Source organism: Polaribacter vadi (genome assembly GCF_018861005.1).
Classification (GTDB): domain Bacteria; phylum Bacteroidota; class Bacteroidia; order Flavobacteriales; family Flavobacteriaceae; genus Polaribacter; species Polaribacter vadi_A.
In genome coordinates this window covers 12,501-30,514 of sequence record NZ_JAHKQL010000031.1, presented here as the reverse complement: position 1 = coordinate 30,514, position 18,014 = coordinate 12,501, and the positions used below count along the sequence as shown (strand labels likewise).

Annotated in this window: 12 protein-coding genes; 1 reads left to right on the top strand and 11 read right to left on the bottom strand. The window is 30.1% G+C overall.

Features of this window, described 5'->3' with window-relative positions:
• Positions 1-80: 80 nt before the first annotated feature.
• The 8 genes from KO506_RS13055 to KO506_RS13020 form a co-directional block, all read right to left on the bottom strand.
• The gene (locus tag KO506_RS13055; RefSeq protein ID WP_215995366.1) at positions 81-530 is read right to left on the bottom strand and encodes a hypothetical protein; all 450 of its coding nucleotides are present in this window, start codon (positions 528-530) and stop codon (positions 81-83) included.
• A gap of 14 nt (positions 531-544) precedes the next feature.
• Positions 545-1,585, bottom strand: coding sequence for a hypothetical protein (locus KO506_RS13050; protein WP_215995365.1), 1,041 nt, complete (start codon positions 1,583-1,585; stop codon positions 545-547).
• A 149-nt stretch (positions 1,586-1,734) separates the two neighbouring features.
• Positions 1,735-3,885: a T9SS type A sorting domain-containing protein gene (locus KO506_RS17205; protein ID WP_215995364.1), complete on the bottom strand. Its 2,151-nt coding sequence runs from the start codon at positions 3,883-3,885 to the stop codon at positions 1,735-1,737.
• Between the two features lie 145 nt (positions 3,886-4,030).
• Entirely contained in the window at positions 4,031-4,783 is a 753-nt protein-coding gene (locus KO506_RS13040) for a LytR/AlgR family response regulator transcription factor (protein ID WP_215995363.1), read from the bottom strand.
• Between the two features lies 1 nt (position 4,784).
• Entirely contained in the window at positions 4,785-6,761 is a 1,977-nt protein-coding gene (locus KO506_RS13035) for a tetratricopeptide repeat-containing sensor histidine kinase (protein ID WP_215995362.1), read from the bottom strand.
• A 293-nt stretch (positions 6,762-7,054) separates the two neighbouring features.
• Positions 7,055-7,426, bottom strand: coding sequence for a hypothetical protein (locus KO506_RS13030; RefSeq protein WP_215995361.1), 372 nt, complete (start codon positions 7,424-7,426; stop codon positions 7,055-7,057).
• 780 nt (positions 7,427-8,206) lie between these two features.
• On the bottom strand, positions 8,207-9,859 hold the full coding sequence (locus tag KO506_RS13025) for a serine hydrolase domain-containing protein (protein ID WP_215995360.1): 1,653 nt from the start codon (positions 9,857-9,859) through the stop codon (positions 8,207-8,209).
• A gap of 143 nt (positions 9,860-10,002) precedes the next feature.
• Positions 10,003-12,045: an amidohydrolase family protein gene (locus tag KO506_RS13020; protein WP_215995359.1), complete on the bottom strand. Its 2,043-nt coding sequence runs from the start codon at positions 12,043-12,045 to the stop codon at positions 10,003-10,005.
• 504 nt (positions 12,046-12,549) lie between these two features.
• On the opposite strand from KO506_RS13020, the gene KO506_RS13015 reads away from it, so the two are divergent.
• Positions 12,550-14,397, top strand: a complete 1,848-nt coding sequence (locus KO506_RS13015; RefSeq protein ID WP_215995358.1) for a DUF885 domain-containing protein — start codon at positions 12,550-12,552, stop codon at positions 14,395-14,397.
• 406 nt (positions 14,398-14,803) lie between these two features.
• Here KO506_RS13015 and KO506_RS13010 read toward each other — a convergent pair whose 3' ends face one another.
• The 3 genes from KO506_RS13010 to KO506_RS13000 form a co-directional block, all read right to left on the bottom strand.
• Positions 14,804-15,967, bottom strand: a complete 1,164-nt coding sequence (locus tag KO506_RS13010) for a hypothetical protein (RefSeq protein ID WP_215995357.1) — start codon at positions 15,965-15,967, stop codon at positions 14,804-14,806.
• 193 nt (positions 15,968-16,160) lie between these two features.
• Positions 16,161-17,288 carry an alpha/beta hydrolase family protein gene (locus KO506_RS13005; protein WP_215995356.1) on the bottom strand — a complete coding sequence of 376 codons (1,128 nt, stop codon included), beginning with the start codon at positions 17,286-17,288 and terminating at the stop codon, positions 16,161-16,163.
• Between the two features lie 264 nt (positions 17,289-17,552).
• On the bottom strand, positions 17,553-17,999 hold the full coding sequence (locus KO506_RS13000; protein ID WP_215995355.1) for a DoxX family protein: 447 nt from the start codon (positions 17,997-17,999) through the stop codon (positions 17,553-17,555).
• Positions 18,000-18,014 lie beyond the last annotated feature (15 nt).

The following is an 18,014-nucleotide window of genomic DNA, read 5'->3' as shown; positions in this document are numbered from 1 at the left end:
TTTCAATTAAGAAATGGTATAAAAAAGCCTCGTAAGCATTACACTTACGAGACTTAAAACACAACCTGTTCTATTAAAAATTACTCATCAATGAATTCAACTATTTTTTGTTTGGTCATAGCATCTGCCTTCGCTTTATTTTTGCTATAAAAATTACTATACGTAAAATCTGTCCAATCTTTACTATTTTTATTTGCAGGTACTAGCATAATAAAACTTTCATCGTCATAAGTAATCATGTAGAGTCCAATAGCATTGTAAAAAACAGGAACTCCTATGGCTTCACTTTCCTCTTTATTGTATTTATACATTACAGGCGAACACTTCTCGCAAGCAGCTACGATTAATACGTTATCATTTCCCCAAGCAGTATATTGAAATAATTTTTCTTTGGTCATCTTACTACCTATACCTTTTTCAGCAGCCATTAAATAATATGTTCCGTTAATAGCTTCTGTAGGTTTTTCACTTTGAGAAAAAAGCATACAAGGCATTAGTAATACAATTAAATACTTAAAGAGTGTTTTCATAATTACATATAAGTTTAATTGATATTTATTGTTTTACCACAACCAGAATTTGCACTATAAACTTTTGTGTCTGTAGAACTATATGCATTGCTTCCTCCAGATTTTGTGATGTTTTGCAAATAGGCATCTGTACCACAGTTCCAAGTTGCTGTACCTCCACTACTAATTTTAGTTCCTGGGTTTCTGCTACCCGATTTACCTACATAAATGGTATGTCCAGAATTATTACGAAGTGTTACTGTGTTTTTAGATTTAGATGCTTGATAATTTAATTCGTTTTGTCTTTTTCTTCTTTGTAAATCTTTATACTCTGGTGTTGCTTTTACAGAATCGTTGTAACGCCTAATATCTTGCTCTCCTCTATTTTTTGCCGCTAAAATATTTTTATCTTTTTGTTTTTGTGCACTAGACCTATTATCTTGTTTTGCCTTCATAGCTACTAGATAATCTGTGATTAACTTATCTAAGTTTTGACTTTGTAGTTCTTTATGTGCTGAACCATAACTCGCCTGTCCTGAAGATGCATTTTTTAATGCTTTTAATTTTGACATAAAAGAACCTTTCTTTTTAGCCTTTTTCTTCTTACCAGTACCTGTTGTTTCACTTTTATCTTTATCAACTTTAATAAATACATGAGAAATGCCTTCGTAAGAATCGCCACTTTCTGACATATTATATAATTTAAAAATGTATTCTCCTATGGCAACATAACCATCTGTAGAATGTCTATCTCTAATAATACTTTCATAAGGATAACCTTTACATGTTGCATATCCGTTTACAGCGTCCATTCTATCTAAGACTTTTCCTTTTTCATTACCTTGATCAATAACGGAGCTAATACTATAGCCTTCACCTGTAGAAAGTCTTGAAATGTTGAATTTGACTTTTAAATCTCTATCATTAATTTCATGAATACCATCTCCATCTTTGTCTTGAACAAGGAAAAACCGGTAATATTGATCTGTTGTAGATATATTGTCGAATAAACTATTCTGTGCTTGTGTTATGCTTATTGTAAAAAGGAATATTAATGATAAGATTATTTTTTTCATAAAAGGTCAAATTTTAGATTAAGAAGCAAATATCTAATATGTAATCTCTACACAATGTGGTCAATTTCTGAAATGCTAGTTTCAGTTTCTAAAACAAAAAATCTCGTAAGCATTATTCTTACGAGATTATAAATAGAACTGAGCATTAACTAATCTTCTTTAATAAAACGTTTAAAACCTACTTTACCTTTTTCTGTATATACTTTTAGCAAGTACATACCTGAAGCTAATTTTGAAACATTAATACTTGAGTTATTATGCTCTATAACTTTAGCTCCTAAAATAGAATACACCTCGACTTTTTCTAAAATATCTTCTAATTGAATGTTTAATGTGTTATTTACTGGATTTGGATAAATTGAAATATTTTGTATCGTAAAATCATCTACACTTAATGCTGAACAATTAGTACTATAACTCGTTGTTATCTCTTTCTGCCATCCAGAAGAAGGTGGTGTAAAACCAGAATCTATTTGTATACAAACTAACGTGTTCATAGTAGTAGCGTTAGAATTACAACATGCATCCATTTGAACTAAACTTCCGTTATTGCCATTAGCTAAATTTAAACTCGTTAATTGATTACTTGCGCAATATAGCTCTGTAAGTAATGAATTATTAGAGACATCTAAACTTGTTAAGTTGTTATTATTCAATCCTAGTGCTGTTAATTGAGTATTGTTGCTTACATCTACAGTTGTTAAGCCGCTATTATTTCTACATAATAATTCTGTTAAGTTTATAAAAGCCTCAATACCTGTTAAATCTGAAATGTTTAAATTATTAACATTAATTTGACCTGTAAAAACATTTGCTTCTGTACACTGTATTTCTGTATCACCATTGGTGTTTATAGCCGTATTCCCTACTAAATATGCTTTAAAGTTTGCATCTGGTATGGTTACGGTGCAAGATGTAACACTACAATCGTCACTATAACTAGCTGTTGTGTCTTTAATCCATCCAGAAGAAGGTGGTGTAAATCCTGCATCTATTTGAATGCAAGATAACGCTGCATTACTTGTTGCAGTAAGTGAAGTAAGCGCTGCATTATTACCATTAGCGAGATTTAAACTTGATAAAAAATTAGTACTACATATTAACGACGATAGGGCAGTGTTAGCAGAAACATCCAAACTTGTTATCTGGTTGTTCAAACACGTCAATGTTTCTAAAGCTAGATTGTTTGATACATCTAAACTTGACAATGAATTAAAACCACAACCCAAAGTAATTAAAGCGGTATTAGCAGAAACATCTAAACTAGTCAAGCTATTATTACCACAGTTTAATCCTGTAATATTTGTAAACGCCTCAATACCTGTTAAATCAAAAATACCATCATTAAAAACATTAACCGTTCCTGTAAAAGCAGTTGCCTCAGTACATTCAATTTCTGTATTGCCATTAGTGTTTATTCCTGTATCTGCAACAAGTGCTGCTTTAAAGTTGGTGTCTGGAATTGTTACTGTGCAAGGTGCAAAATCTGGGTCATTTATTTTATAAATATTACCATTGGAATTAGCTACATAAATATCGTATCCATCTATTTCCATAGCAACTCCGTTTCCTGGTACAGAAGAAACCGTAGTAACAACTAAAGTTGATTTATGAACCTTACGAACTTGATTTGAACTTAAATAATAAAGATAATCATCTGCAAAATGAATACCTTTAACCGCACTTAAACCACTTGTTACTAGTGTTGCTACTGGTGTTGTTGCTGCTAAATCTATTTGGTAAATTGCACCTGTCGTGGTTGAGAAATACATAATAGAACCATCTGTTGTAACATCCGAAATATATTGATAATCTACAGGTAATGTCGCAATTAAATTACCACCAGTTGAACTGTAATGTTCAAATAATTCTGCAGAGCCATTAGCACTGTTTGCTATATAATTCAAACCGTTATAATAAAATACATTAGACACTGAATAAGACATATTCAATATGTAAGGCGAACTATAAACAGGAAAAACAACTCCAGCACTAACATCTGTGTAAGTCATAGTACCATATGCTATTCCAGGTGTATATATACTTTCTCCTGATGCACAAATATTACCTTGATTACCTGATCTTGCAATGTTAGAAACAACAGTTTCAAAATTATTCGTACCTACTTGAGTTTTGTTAGCTCTAACAAGACTACTATTAGTTAGGTTAACAGTATAGATATAATCTCCTACAACAACGAGACCAGATGGGCTAGAAGCCCCTGTTGCTATTTGTGTTTGGGCACTACTGCTTAATGTGAGAATCAGTAGTATTAAAGAAAGTAATTTTGTTTTACTCACGGAACATTTATGGATTAAGTGTTGGTGAAAAAGTGTAGTTTTTTTCATTATAGGTTATGTTTTAGATTTAAAAAACAAATATCCTATATGAAGACCCTAAAAAACAGAGTGAACTTCTGAAACTCCGCTTTCAACTTCTAAAAAACTAACCTATATTTTGAACTATTGTTAAAAACTCTTCTCGCTTGTCTTTTGAGACGGAAACACTTTCATTATTATCCATTACAATATAACCACCATCTTTTTTAATATATTCTTTAATATAAGACAGATTAATAAGGTGTGAACGATGTGGACGATAAAACGTTTTTATGCTTTGAAGGATTTCTACAAAGAATTTTAAAGGTTTGCTAACTAAAATATTTCCATCTGTAGTTGTTGAAACAATAGTGTACATACCATCTGCTTCTAACATAATAATATCTGTGAAATTTACAAACTTAATTCCATCTGCATTTGGCAAACCTATCTTTTTAAAGTTAGAATCTTGTAAGCTTGTTTTTAATTCAGTTAGACGTTGATTAATTTGAGTATTTCCTAAAAAAGCAATGGCTTTACCTACTGCTTCTTTTACCTGACTTGGTCTAACTGGCTTCAATAAATAATCTATTGCTGACAATTGAAAGGCTTGTATGGCATATTCGCTATAAGCAGTTGTGAATATAATTTCAAAATTGCAAACCTCTTTTTCAATAAAATTTAAAATTTCAAGACCAGAATGTTCAGGCATTTCAATATCTAAAAACAGAATGTTAGGCGTTTCTTTTTTTATAAGTTCTACTCCTGAAAGTAAATCTTCAGCTTCAAAAACTTGAGTAATCTTCGGACAATTTTCTTCTATTAAAATGCGTAATACTTGCCTTGCTTTTTTCTCGTCGTCAATTATAAGTGCCTTCATTTTATTTTTTTATGATTGGGATTTTTAATATCACTTTGGTTCCTATGGCTTTATTATTTTCTTGTAAGTCAATAATCTCTACACCTATCTTTTTATCACGACCATAGTTTAACAAATCTAAACGTTCTGTAGTAGCTTTTAAAGCGAAGGATTTGTGTTGTGATACTCTTTTTTTGTTAATTTCTTTAGATTTTGCTCTACCTATACCATTATCTTCAATGATACATTCTATAATTTTATCTGAAGGTTTATGAATATAAATCTTAAGTCTTCTATGATTTTTTTTATGTAATAAACCATGTTTTAAAGCATTTTCTACATAAGGTTGAATTAGCATTGTAGGAATATGAATTGTGCCTGAATTTGCAACATCATCTACCTGAAACGTATATTCTAATTGTTCTTCGAAGCGTAATTTTTCAAGTTCTAAGTAGAGCTTTAAATTATGAACTTCGTCTTGAATTGAAATAAACCCTGTGTCACTAAAATGAAGATAATTACGAATTAAATCGGCAAACTTCCCTAAATAATCACTAGCTAGATTTTTTTGATTTAACACTATATAGTCTTGAATAGAATTCAATGCATTAAATATAAAATGCGGATTCATTTGCGCCTTTAAAGCTTTTAATTCTGAATCTTTATACTGCTTTTCTATTGCTAATCTTTTTTGAGTTTCTTTAAGTACTGTACTAATTAATTCTGCTTTCTTTTTTGTTTTTAATCTGCTAAAATAAAACACAGAGGCTAACAGTATTAAACTAGCAATTACTGCTGCACTTATAAAATAGTATTTGTTCTTTTGACTTTCTAACTTAGTAATAACAACTTGTTGTTCTGCTGTTTCTTTTTCGCTTTTTGCTTTTTCAGTTTCGTATTTTATTTCAATATCTGCAATAGCTTTAAGCTTTTCTATACCTTGAATTGTATCCTTTATCTCTTGATTCTTTATATAATAATCAATAGCTTTTTTGTATTCTTTTTTGGCATAATACAATTCTGATAACCCTTGAAAATTCTTCTTTTTTGAATAAATATTGTCATAATTTTTCACAGCCTTATTTGTCTTCAAAAAATAATATTCAGCCTCATCATATTTTTCTTGACGTAAATAATTGTAAGCTATATTATGATTTATATCATCAACTCTAATTTGAAGATTTAATGACGTATATAAATCTAGTGCTTGTTTATAGTAGTTGTGAGCGCGCTTGTAGTCTTTTATTTTAGAGTATAATGTTGCTAAACTAGATTTTAAATTTGCTAGGCTTCTAGGACGTTTTATTTTTTTCTCAGCTTCTAAAGCAAAAGACAATGCTTTTTTATAGTCTTTTTTTCTTCTATAGCTATTTGTTAAATTAACACATATTCGTCCAATTAAACTATTATTTTCCTTGGCTTTTGGATCGTTATAAACCTCCATATAATAATTAACAGCTTTATCTTCCTCATTAATATCTGCATATAAAGCACCAATATTCATTTTAAGCCACAACACATTTGTATATTTTGATTCATCCTTTTCAAGATAAGCAACGACTTCCTTAAAAACTTTTAAGGCATTAGCATAATCTCCTTTATCTTGAAGCATGATTGCCTTACTATTTTTAACAATAACAACTCCATAATCATCGTCAATCGACTTATACAACTCAATTGCTTCATTTGCCTTCATTAACGCCGAATCCAATTTCTTTATATCACTATAATATTCTGAGAGCTCTCTCAATGCTCTAGCTTTATTTATTATACTATTTGAAACATCACTGGCTTTTAAATATTTTTTGATGAAGTGTAAATGAATATCAGAATTTGCACTTCTATATGTCTTTGTGATTTCTTTATACTTATCTAACAGAAAACTATCATTCTTAATAGCCAATAGTATTGTTTCTAAACTGTCTATTTTTTTTTCTTGTTGCGAAAAACTATATTGAAAAACAAAGAGTATTATAATTATTATTAATGCATTTTTCATAAACGTAGGCTAAAATGCAAAAATGATATTAAATTTAAAAAAATAACACTTTTAATTGCTGAAATGTGCTTTTGGGTTTCTAATATAGGATTTACCTTAATATAGAGTGATTTTCTGCTATTGTGTAGAATGGTGTTTTATAAAAGATTAGTTACGTGTTTTAAGCATTAAAGTTAGCAAATAAATCACACATAACCTACGGATAAATTATATTGAATTGAAATAGCAATACAAATTCCAATTATACTGATTACTATTGATATCTTTGAAATTCGTGTCATTGTAAAACCTTGTTAAGTAAGTTTTGCTTTTAATTTATCCAAAAAGGTAATTTTTTCATTCACTTCACTTTCTTTCGTAAATTTTATTTTATTCCAATGTTTATTTAAATCCTTAACTGTTTTTATTTTTAAACCTTGAATATTGATTTCGGTTAATCTAGTTTCCAAATCGGCTTTCACACTTTCATACCAATTTTCATTTGCTTCTTCATTCTTCGTTATTTCAACATTCTTAATTTGTGAACTGAATTCAACCACTAACTTTTTCCACAATTCCGAATCTTTTTCATCTAAATTGTAAGAAATTGTTGGTTTTTCATTTTCTTTTTCATTCACAAATTGAGTGATTTCCACAAATATTTTAGTCTTTTGGTTTTCATTCAAATTAGTTTCGTTTAAATCTCTCAAACAAATATTTCTTCCACCAAACCAAGTTGAATTAAAACCATATTTTTTTCCGTTCAGATTATAATAAATTTCTTCTTCACGAGAACCAAATCTAATATGAGAAAATTAGTTTGATTTATCTGTTTTCATTGGTTTTGACAAATGTTTTATAACTTGTATAAATGTCTATATAGTTAAACTATACCAACAAGTAGTTAAAGTTATTTTTACAATTTTATTGTTAAATATAAAAATTAGCAAAGAAACAGCAAACAAATTGTTATGTTTTTTATTAAAGACAAAATACTAACTTATAATCAAATATTGTAAGCTCCTATTTTATTACTTTTTAAAGCAATATTTCACCACTAAATACAGAAAGAAAATGTTATACATAAATAGGCCTACTTTGTGCTCTAAAAAACATGTACTCTTTCTTTATTGCTGAGCGATAATAACGTTATAGCAACGTCATAGTAAGTCATCTCAAGAAAAACCTCTAAAAAATGCAAAAATATATCTAAAAGAATGCAACAAAAAAGTTTCTAAAATTGGCTTAAAATAGGCATCTTTTTAATCGTATTAAAGCACAAAAAAAAAAGGTGTCATCTAAGGGCATTTTCAATGCAAAAAAACAACATAATAAAATTGGTACTATTACTCTAAAAGTAACCATACCAATTTTTTAAATCGATTATAAAAGTATTTACTCTGTAGCTTCTTGTCTTCGATTTAATTTATAACCAAGAAATTAAGTATTAATCTTATTAGACGTTGTTATTTTTTAAACTTTAAATTTTTAACTCTACCAGAATCTAATTCAAAACCTGTAATTAGATTCTCTTTTCGTTGAAATCTTATGATTCCTAGTTCTGTAACAAATTGGTCTAAGCCACTAATTGTGCATTCTATAGTTGATTGTGTATCATCTATAGTAACCAATAAAATTTCGTTTTCTATTTTAAAATTATAATTTACATCTAATTCTTTGCTATAATAACTACCTGTGTAATCTTTTAGGTTGACTCCTGAAATATCTATCTCTTTTTTTCTTGGTGCAATGGTTTTAGAACCACTTTGTAAAACTGTAAGAGTTTCTGTAAAATTATCTTTTATATTAGAAAACGTAAAACTTATTGTTTCTTTTTTAGGTATTTGGTAGGTATTTCCACTTACTTTTACAATATTATAGGTTGATTTATTCCAATTTTGAAAGACATTTAAAGAGTCATTTTTGATTGCTAAACGCACTACAATACCAGGTTGTATTTCATAATCACCTACTAATTGGCTGAGTTTAAACTCTTCTTTTGGAACATCAACCTTAACTTTTTTAGCTTTTTGTGAGACATCTTCAATTAGTTTGTCTTTTAGCAATACCTCTGCCACTTGATTTGCCATACTTGATGGATTGGCATCACCTCTATTTGCAAATATTGCAATGGATAATTTTTGTTCTGGAAAACGTAATAGTTCTGCTCTAAAACCAACAAAAGCCCCTCCATGTCTAATTGTTTTTAATCCTTTGTATGTATTTATCATTAAACCAGCAGCATAGTTAATCTCTTTACCATTGTTTAATATGCCTTGTTGTGTCATTACATTCCAAAACGCTTTGCTTAATACATTTGATTCATAAAAGGCATCATCCCATTTCTTGATATCATTTATGGTCGTAAAGATTCCACCATCACCAATCATATCTAAGGTAGTCATGCTAATTTTATAGTTCTCATTATTATCTGGCATGTATCCAGAGGCTCTGTTTTTTACTATTTGTGTATGGTCATTATGAAAATGTGTATTGTTCATTTTAAGAGGCTCAAAGATTTCTTTCTTTGCAAATTGCGCCATGTTAACTCCTGCTACCTTATTTACAATTTGACCAAGAAGCCAATATCCTGAATTGCTATATAAAAACTCTTCACCAGGTGCAAAGTTTAAATCCGTTTGATTTATTAGCCATTTCATAATATGAGTATCTGTATAAAAATCATCATCTCCCAAACCTTTTAAGTAACTAATTTGCAAGTAATCTCTAATACCACTAGTATGATTTAATAAATGTTTAATTGTAATCTTTTCTGCATATTCTGGAAAATCTGGGAATATACTTTTTAAATTATCATCTAGACTTAGTTTGTTTTTTTCTGCAAGTAATACAATACAAGCAGCCGTAAATTGTTTAGAAGTTGAACCGATTCTAAATACAGAAGTAGCCGCATTTGGTATATTATATTCCATATTTGCTAGCCCATAGCCTTTGGCATAAATTAGTTGTCCGTCTTTTATAATCCCTAAAGCACAGCCTGGTACATCTTTTTTATTATATGCTGTAAAAATGCTGTCTATGGCTGAGATTTCTTTAATTTGACCTAATGCACCTATAGAAATACAGATATATAGTGTTAGTAGTAATTTTCTTTTCATAATTTAATTTTTAGTTGTTATTTATCTTTACGGTTTGCGCATAACATAGTTAGTGGCTTTAAATTTACAAGTATTTCAGGTCAATTTTTACTATTTTAAAATTAGGCAAATATTAATACCCCTAAAATTGTGATAGCTATGCATTATTCTTCTGTTACCTCTGGCATTGACGTAAAAGGTTTAATACCAAAATTTGGATACACCTCACTTGGATAGTAAAAAGTACCACCTCTAGACACCATCGATATGGTTTTAATGGCTTTAATATCTTCTACTGGATTGCCTGGAATTAAGAAGAAATCGGCCAATTTACCTGTTGCAATACTTCCAAGATGCTCATCATCCAAATATTGAGCCATATCGTAAGTGGCAAGTTTTACTAACTCTGCAGGGGTATACCCCAATTGTTGATAAAGCTCTAATTCACGATGGTAAAAAAAAGCACCTCCTAAATCGGTACCTGGTACTATAAAGATTCCTTTATCCTTCATGATTTTTAAGGTAGCTACAATTTTATCATATCCCTCACGATATTCCTTGTCATCTTTTTCAGTACTAATGTCTGCCAAGGCAACCTTATATTCGCGTTGAATGTTTGGCGGCATATGATCTATAAAATCTTTTGTACTTTCCCATACCTCACCATCCCTAGCCTTCATCAATATTTCATGAATTGTTAAAGTGGGGTCTATGGCTGTCTTATTTTTAACAAACAAATCTAAAGTTTGTTGCACCTTGGTGCTATTTAAATCTAAAGTAGCAAATCGTTTTAAAGCTGTAAGTCTAAGTAAGGTTCGCGTATCTTCTTTTGGTTCTAACACCCACCCCAACATGGTTTGATTTATATGAGTCATTTCATTAAAACCGGCGCGTAACATTGCATTGGCATTGGAAAATGCCGGTACATGTCCGCATACAAACATCCCATACTGATGCGCTTTTTTAACAATGGCTGGAGCCCAATCTCCATTCATAGAATTGTATAATTTTACTCCATAAAAACCTTTATCATGATATTTTTGTAAAGCAGCCAAGGCCTCTTCTTTACTAGACACAATTATGCCCATATTTGCACTATATTCACTTTGTCCTTCTATAAAACCCAATCGATGAACCCTTGGCCCAGCCAAAACCCCTGTATTGATTTTTTTAATTAATTGGTCTAAAACCTCATTGTCATTCCCCATATCTCGAAAGGAAGTAATTCCGGCCAAAATATTTAATAAGGCATCTTCATCCCAAGTATGAGCGTGCATTTCATACATACCAGCTACTAGGGTACCACCTGCCCCGTTAATTATAACTTCGTCTTTACCTTTAATGTTTGGGGCATCTATACTTACAATACGCTCACCATCTACCAATACAGACGATGCTTCTGTAAGCGACAAGGTATTGGGATCGAATATTTTTACATTGGCTATTCGTACTTTTTTTCCATAGTTATGGGCATATTTCTTTTGTAATGTTTCAAACCGTTGGGTAGAATAATTTTCTGCATAGGTTCTAAGTTCTTTTTCTTGTGCTTCAAATCCTTCACGAACAATCACAAACGAAGGACTAATTATAGCAAACAAACGTTTCTCATTATCTGCTATAAAATAATAAGGATTTAAATATGCCCCAGACACAGCATAATTGGTAAGGTTGACGGTAGTTGAATCTACAGTAACACTTATTTTATCCATTTCTGTAAGCTTTAGTGTACCTGCTGGAAGTACATTTGCTGAAAAATCAGATGATTTTAAAAGGCTACGAGCTATAAGAATTGCCGAATAAGGGCTACCTGATTGATCTACGTACCATAAAGCATTGTTTACAGAAGTACTATCACTACCAGTAGCATCTGTCCATGATGCAATATTTTTATTTAATGCAAAATGTTCATTGACTTTACTGCCAAATGTAGTGTTTCCAGTAATTTTCCATTGTACAGGAAAACCTTCGGTATTTAACACAATGGTTTCCTTTAATGTAGGTCCACGACCATTGTTTTTATAATCGTAATCTACCTGAATGGTATCGCCTACGGTATGGGTTTTAAGATGACCTACAGCAGTACCACTCATAATAACAGAAAAGTTTTCATCTCCTTGATAATCGATTAAAGAAGATATTTTGGATGATTCTTGTTTACACGAAACTAGGAATAATATCAGGAACAGGTATAGAAATTGTACTTTCATATTGTTTTTTTTATTAATATAATGGGTTAGCAACCTTTATTTTTATCTATTCTGGATGGTGTTTTATAGTGTGGTCATCTTAAAACAACGGAATCAAAATAATATAATACAATCTTAGAAATCCTCTTTATTCAATTTATGAATCGTTGTACACATATGCTACCGCAATAACCTTTATAAAAAGTAGTCGTTTAAAAAAGACTTCATTTCTAAAGGGATACTTTTTTATTTCTAAAAATAAATAAATTTATTGAATAAACACTTGATTAGCCATTTTTTATGAACTATTGTATTAATTATTACGCATGAATTATTCAACAAATAGTATGAAGGATATTTTAAAATTAATCACTACAATATTTATAATTGCCTTTTCCTTGTAAAACTTTTGTAATGCTATATTTAAAAAACACCAAGACTTTTCATTTTTATTTACTACATTAGGTACTTAAAATATGTAAAAATCTGCATATAAATACATTAACATATATAAAAGCACCTATTATGAAAAAGAATTTTATTCAATTTAGCACATTTTCGCTGGTATTACTCTTGTTTTATTGTGCTCCAAAAAGCACCAAACCTACAGAACTACCAGAGGGTACAATTACAGAAAAATTACACTTTATTAAGAATCCTAAAAATTTCAATAGTGAAAGTGAGCGTCTAAACCTACTTTTTAAAGTCTATAATCATTACCAAATAAAGGCTTCACCTATGTTGGCCACATTTATGGGTAAACCTGGATATGACCACCTTTGGGATGATTTTTCAGCAGAAGGATTGGAAAAAGATTTGTCTGTTTTAAAAATTTTTGATGAATCGACAGCTTGGTTTCAACCCGATGAATTAACTGAACAGGACAAAGTAAACTTGAATATCTTTAGTAGATCTATAGGCAACGACTATTCATTATCCAGTCAATTTCCAGTACAATACTTTATGATAGATCAAATTCAAGGTATTCACAGTATTATTCCTGCCGTTATTCAAATGATGCCAACCAATTCACCAGAGGCTATTGATAACCTAACCTCTAGACTTGAAGGAATTTCAGCACTTTTAGCAGATGTTGAAAAGCTCCTTTCTGAAGGAATTGATAAAGGAATTGCAATGCCTAAAAATACGGTATTATTAGTACCAGATCAATTAAAACAGATGTATTCTGAAAATCCAGAAGAAAGTGTTTTTTATATGCCTTTCGCAAATTTAAAAGAAGACACCAATATGGAAGGACAGCAGACTACACAAGAAATTGTTAGCCATATAATCTCCACCAGTATCAACCCTGCATTAAAGCGCTTTACCGCTTTTATGGAAGAAGAATACCTCCCAAATACACGACAAAGCTATGGACTTAAAGCATTACCAAACGGAGAGGCATGGTACAATGAATGTATAAAATACTTTACCACCACAGATATGACCGCTAAAGAGATTCACGATTTAGGGCTTTCTGAAGTAGCCAGAATACAGCTCGAAATGGAAAAGATTATTTTGCAATTAAATTTTGATGGAGACCTAAATGACTTTAATGATTTCTTAAGAGAAGACCCACAGTTTTACTATGATACCCCAGAAGAATTATTAGCTGCTTATCGTGATATCTGTAAAAGAATTGACCCTGTTTTACCTCAGCTTTTTGGTAAACTACCAAGGCTTACTTACGGTGTTAAGAGAGTTCCCACATATTCCGAACAAGCCACCACAACCGCCTACTATCAGTCTGGTTCGTTAAAATCAGGCATCGCTGGATATTTCTTTGCCAACACCTATAATTTAAAAAGTCGTCCAAAATGGGAAATGGAAGCTTTAAGCATACATGAAGCAGTACCTGGGCATCATTTGCAGATTTCAATTGCGCAAGAATTAGAAAACGTACCCGAGTTTAGAACCATGTTATCCTTCACTGCTTTTATAGAAGGTTGGGGACTTTATTCTGAGAGCCTAGGCCCAGCTCTTGGAATGTACAAAGATCTCTATTCCAAATACGGACAATTGACTTATGAAATGTGGCGCGCCATACGATTGGTTGTGGATACTGGAATTCATGTATATGACTGGTCTAGGCAAGACGCCATTGATTATTTTAAAACCCATTCTGGTAAAAGCGAAAATGATATTGCTGTGGAAGTAGATCGTTATATTGCATGGCCAGGACAAGCTTTGGCTTATAAGATTGGTGAACTGAAAATTAAAGAACTTAGAAAGCGATCTGAAACCACGCTTAAAGACCGATTTGATATTAGAGCATTTCATGATGTGGTTTTGGGTAGTGGAGCTATCCCCTTAGATGTTTTAGAATACAATATAGATCAATGGGTTAATGAACAAATGGCTATGGAGGAATAATACATCCTAGCCATTGATAAAACACCAACCTTTATAAAGAGCCCTTTAAAAATATACTTCGCATAGAACTATGGAACTTAAAAAAAAATGACTAGAAAACATCAAAATTACCCCAATTATTTGCCTAAGAAAAACGTAGGTTATTGGGGTATTTTTTTTTAGTATAAGAAACTTTTAGATCTCCTTTTATATTTATACAAGTGACTGTAATTAATTGCTTAATTTTTAGTCAACCTATTTATTTCAGGAAAATTCAGACTCTGTTTAATTTGTGCTAAAGAATAAATTGAAGTATGAAGAAATACTAGTACAAAATAATTTTTCATAGTTGTGTTTTTTATAATTGTTGCTTTTGGTTTTGTAACTGCTTTATTTTGAGTTTATGCAACTGAGTTAGCAAATGTTTTTAATTAATAAATTTTGCAGGAGTAACTTTGGGTATTATAATAAAATAGTCATAACCTTTTATCACTCTTTCCAGTGTTTTATCTTCAATTTTTATTTTATTTGATGTTATTTTTTTTAAGATTTCTTTATTGTTAAAAACATACCATTTGTTTTTATCCATGGTATCAAAATACACTTTATAATGTTTTAAATCTTTGCTATTAGGATTTAGTTTTTGATTCTCCATACCTTTTATAGGTACTCCTTGTATTCCGCTCTTACCAATTATCATAATATGCAAAGAAGATTCAAATTGACTATCAGTAATATTATTTACTAGGTTTCCTATATCTTGAATTTTTAATAAACTTTCTCCTTTAGGCAAATGACCTGCTCCATATTTATATAAGTTTTTCGAGTTTGGTATTAACTTATAATTCTCCATTAAATTATGTTTCATTAACTGGACTCTAAGGTGATGGTTACCATTTGAGTAAATGTTTTGAGATAGTTTTAAATTTTTTAGTACTGTTTGTTCGTAAGAACTTAATACAAGGCTGTCTAATATGTATAATTGTTTAGTAAATTCATTTGTAAGAAAATATGGCTTTTTTCCATTTATAATTTGGTCAAAATGTATAGCTGATTTTTTTTCAATTTCTGAATAAATAGATTTTGCAGTTTTATTATTTGATCTCTCTTTAAGTTCTGAAATAATTAACCTATCAGATAATAAACTTATTTGATCTGTACCGATAATTTTTGTGTTTGCTTGTACTAACTTTTTTAGAAGGTTAAATTCAGGTTCTAATGCAAAGAAAGAAAATGTGTTACTAAAAGAACTTGTAAATGTATTTAAGTCTGAAGTTGATGATTTGTTTATTTTGGTTTCTAATATTGTTGCTGTATAGGGGTCTATTTCACAGAAAAAATTATCGAATTTCACTTCGTTGTTTATCTTAGAAATAAAAAGAGGTATTTCATTAAAAAAATGATCTTCCCCTATTAGGATATTATTATGGGCTTTTATAACTCCTAAAATTTCATTCCACCCTTTACCAGTAAACTCATTATTATCTAGAATAAACGTTTGTGTATTTTCTTTAATAATTGAAGATAAAGTTTCTTGCGCTTTGACTGATTGTGTAAAAAATATTAAAACAATTATGTATATAAATTTCATTAAATATTGGTTTTGAATTAAAGACGAATTATCATCTAAAATGTTACTGTTTCAATATTTAAGAACGTTTGTATAAGATTAGTTGCGTGTTTAAGCACCTAATTTAGCAAATACAAACCGAATAGAAAATCTGTGATACTTTTTGTAAGTAAGCTATAACTAGCAATAAATTATTTACAGTGTTGACTGCAGTTTATTTAGCCCAATAATTGTTTAGCATTAACCAAGAATTGATAGTTTCATAATAGCTGTTGCAGGTTTGCCCTAATCCTTTTTTGAATAATTCTTTATAATTTTCATCAAAACCACCTGTTTCACAAGTTCTGATAAAATGATTACAATCGGGAATAGTTTTAATTGTGAGAGATGTATTTTTGTCTATAGTTTTTTTATATAGATTTATGGTTTCTTTCCAATCAACTTGAGAATCTTTCTCTCCAAGAATTGCTAACACTGGTATGTTAATTTGTTCAAGAGTTTTTTCAAAATCATTAAGCATTATTTGTAGACCAGATTTTTTATCAATAGCAATATTATTTTCAATAAGATATTTCTGAAATTTAAGGAACTTTTCTTCGGTATATTCGCCTCGAAGTTGTTTTATAAAATCATCTTTATTTAGATTAGGTGTTGCATTTAAATACTCAAGGTAACTTCCTCCACTTCTTTGTATTTTAAAACCATTTAACCATTCTTTACCAAGGGTTTCAATTTCCTCATGGGTATTGCCTTTGATGGTCCAATTTGTTTTTAGTAAGTGGTGCATATTATCTAAATGATTAGGACCGCTTACCGAAATCCAATAATTAATTTTATTGTCTGATTTGATAGCTAAAGGGCAAACCCAACCTGCCCTACTGATTCCCCATAAGCCTATATTTTGTGAACCAGGTATTTTTTGATTGCGTAATTCTTGAATAGCAGCTAAAAGCTCATTACTGCTGTTTTCAACAGATTGATTGTAATTGAATTCTCCTTCACTATCTCCGCATCCAGATTTATCATAAGCAAAAGTGGCAATACCAAGGTGATTAAAATTTTTCCTAAGTTCGTAGTTCCATTTTCCTGTTTTCACCCTTGTTTTACCACTTCCGGGCACTAAAACAATTAGAGATTTGATTGCTTTGTTATTTGGTATATCTAAGATACCTGTATAGGTTTTGTCTTCAAATTGAAATGTAACTTTTTTAGATCGTATTGAATCTAAATTGTTTATTGTTTTTTCTTGATTTTTTGAATAAATTACATCCAGATTATTATTGGCTTTTGCTGTAAATATGAATATGGCTGAAAATAATAAAACAATTTTAAATGATGTCATTGATGTTGATTTATATAAAGACTAAAACTTTTTTTGACTGTTACAGTCAATTCCTGCCAACGTTCAGTATAAGAAACGTTGAAAGGTTAATAAGCTCTTACGTTTCGGTTTATTTTACTTAGCTAAATATAAATATTTTGCTTTTATCTTTTTGTTCTAAACACCAAATTTTATGATTAGCGGACTTTGTTAGTAGGCACAGAAATATGGCTTTAGCATTTACTAGCTATGTTTTATACATTTTGTTAGCATTGGCTTTTAAATTCAAATTGTAGAAATGTAAGTCCAAATAATAAAAAAAAGTTGTAATGGAATTCTGAACCATAAATAAGTAAGACCATTTCCGTCAAACGTTCCTTTTTGATAGTTTACATTGTTGAAAGAAGCATAAACATTAGCAGGTAACATAAGTATTAGAAATAAAATTAATGTACAACCAGAGATATACTTAAACTTAGGAATTAGAATACTTATTGCAAGTAATATTTCAAATACTCCAGTTAAATAGACAAATATCTCTTTATTCGGAATAAATTTTGGTATCATTAAAGACATTCCTTTTGTAAAAACAAAATGTCCAATTGCAGTAAATACAAGCATTATTGACATTGCAATTCTTGCTGATAATTTAAAATCATATTCTTTGCTTATAATCTTGATCACAAATAAAGAAATTGTGAAACTTAATAAAAGAACAATAAATGGTTTCATGTTTTTTTCAATATA